This is a genomic window from Pseudomonas sp. BAY1663 (assembly GCF_000582595.1).
Lineage (GTDB): Bacteria > Pseudomonadota > Gammaproteobacteria > Pseudomonadales > Pseudomonadaceae > Stutzerimonas > Stutzerimonas stutzeri_AF.
Genome location: NZ_AZSV01000180.1, coordinates 1 through 2,098 on the forward strand (window position 1 = coordinate 1; position 2,098 = coordinate 2,098).

Here is a 2,098-nt window from a genome sequence, read left to right on the forward strand (position 1 = left end):
GAGACCTTCTCACGGCTGCCGGCGCCGGTCAGCTTCAGCGAGCGCAGCGCGCCGATCTCGGCGACCTTCGTGCGGCACGGCGCGCGCTTTCCGGCGCCGCTGTGGCAGGCGCTGAACGCCACCGCCCAGGCCCATGGCGTCGGCTGGGCCGATCTGCTGTTGGCCGGGCTCAGTGCCCAGCTGCGCCAGGTCAGCGGCAGCGATGCCAGGTACTCGGGCTGATGGTGATGAACCGCATCGGTTCGGCCGCGTTCAACGTGCCCTGCATGCAGATGAACATCGCCCCGCTGTGCCTGGAAACGGACGCTGGCGCCGACCTGGTCGCCAGCGCCCGGAGCATCGCCAAACTGCGCCGTGGCAGCCGCAAGCACCAGCATTACCGCTACGAAGCGCTGCGCCGCGACCTCGGCCGCGTCGGCGGCGAGCAGCGGCTGTTCGGCCCGCTGGTCAACATCATGCCGTTCGACCGCCCACTGGCCTACGGCGAGCTGGCGGCGCGCACGCTGAACCTCAGCGCCGGGCCGGTGGAGGACCTGACCCTGGAGGTGCAGGTCGGCGCCGACGGCATCCCGCAGCTGGACTACGACGCCAACCCGGCCTGCTACAGCGCCGCGCACCTGCGGGCGTTGCAGGAAGAATTGTTCGAACTGCTCGGCCGCTGGCTGGCGGAACCCGAGGCGCCGCGCGACAGGCTGCTCGAAGCCTGGATGGGCGATTACCGATTTCGCCAGCGGCTGAACGCGCCGCCTGCCGAGCAGGCGCAGCTGAGCGAGGTGCCCAGCGTGCTGGCGGCGATCCGCAGCCACGCCGAACGCCAACCGGAACGTATCGCGCTGTGTCAGGGCGAGCGCCGGCTGAACTATGCCGCGCTGCTGGCGCGCGCCGAGGAAATCGCCGCGGCGTTGGCGGAGCAGGGCGTGCGGCCCGGCGAGCGGGTCGGGGTGATGCTCGCGCGTTCGCCCGAGGCGATCCTCGCCCTGCTCGGCGTACTGCTGGCTGGCGCCGTCTACGTGCCGCTGGATGCCGAGCAGCCGGCCGAGCGGCAGAAACTGATCTGCGCCACCGCGCAGCTGGCGCGGGTGATCACCGAGGCGGCCTACCGCCATCGCCTGGCGGACAGCTACACCGGGCCGATCCAGTTGCTCGGCCAGCTCGCCAGCCATGCGCGCCGGCATGCGCCGCGCAGCGGCGAGGCGGCGGCCTACCTGATGTTCACCTCCGGCTCCACCGGCACGCCGAAGGGCGTGGAGATCAGCCATCGCGCGCTGGATCATTTCAGCGCGGCGGCGCGCCTGCGCTACGGCGTGACGGCGGACGACCGCATGCTGCAGTTCGCACCGTTCAACTTCGATGCGAGCATCGAGGAAGTCTTCGTCAGCCTCGGCGCCGGCGCGACCCTGGTGCTGCGTACCGATGAGCTGCTGCAGTCGATCCACACCTTCGTCGACGGAATCGAAGCGCAGGCGATCAGCATCGTCGACCTGCCGACGGCGTTCTGGAACGAATGGGTGGTGGCGCTGCGCAGCGGCCAGGCACGGATTCCAGCCGGGCTGAAGACGGTGATCATCGGCGGCGAGGCGGTATTTCCCGAACAGCTCGCCGCCTGGCAACGGGTGGCCGGGCCGCAGTTGCGGCTGATCAACACCTATGGGCCGACCGAGGCCACGGTGGTCGCCAGCAGCTGCGACCTGCAGCAGGTCGATGCCAGCGCTGCCTGCCTGCCCATCGGTCAGCCGCTGGCGACGGTGCAGGCGCTGGTGCTCGAACGCGGCGACCGCCCGGCCGCCGAAGGCGAGCTGGTGCTCTGCGGTCCGCAATTGGCCAACGGTTATCTCAACAGCGACTCCGCGGCCTTCGCCCGCCTGCGCATCGGCGCGCAGGAGGAGATGGTCTACCGCACCGGCGACCGCGTGCGCCACGTCGATGGCCAGCTGGTCTACCTCGGCCGGCTGGACAACGAATTCAAGATCAGCGGCTACCGCATCCAGCCCGGCGAGGTCGAGGCGCGCCTGCTGGCGCTGGACGGCGTCGACGAAGCCTGCGTGCTCGGCCTGGAACTGGGCGGCGGCCTGCGCCGGCTGGTGGCCTTCGTCGCCGG

Annotated in this window: 2 protein-coding genes; both read left to right on the plus strand. The window is 70.8% G+C overall.

Annotation, left to right across the window (positions count from 1 at the left end):
• Positions 1 to 222 (plus strand): hypothetical protein (locus BAY1663_RS25745; RefSeq protein ID WP_305809528.1); only part of this gene is annotated, 222 nt, incomplete at its 5' end.
• The coding region (locus BAY1663_RS22565; protein WP_305809529.1) for an amino acid adenylation domain-containing protein at positions 222 to 2,098 on the plus strand (1,877 nt) is incomplete at its 3' end. The genes BAY1663_RS25745 and BAY1663_RS22565, both read left to right, overlap by 1 nt.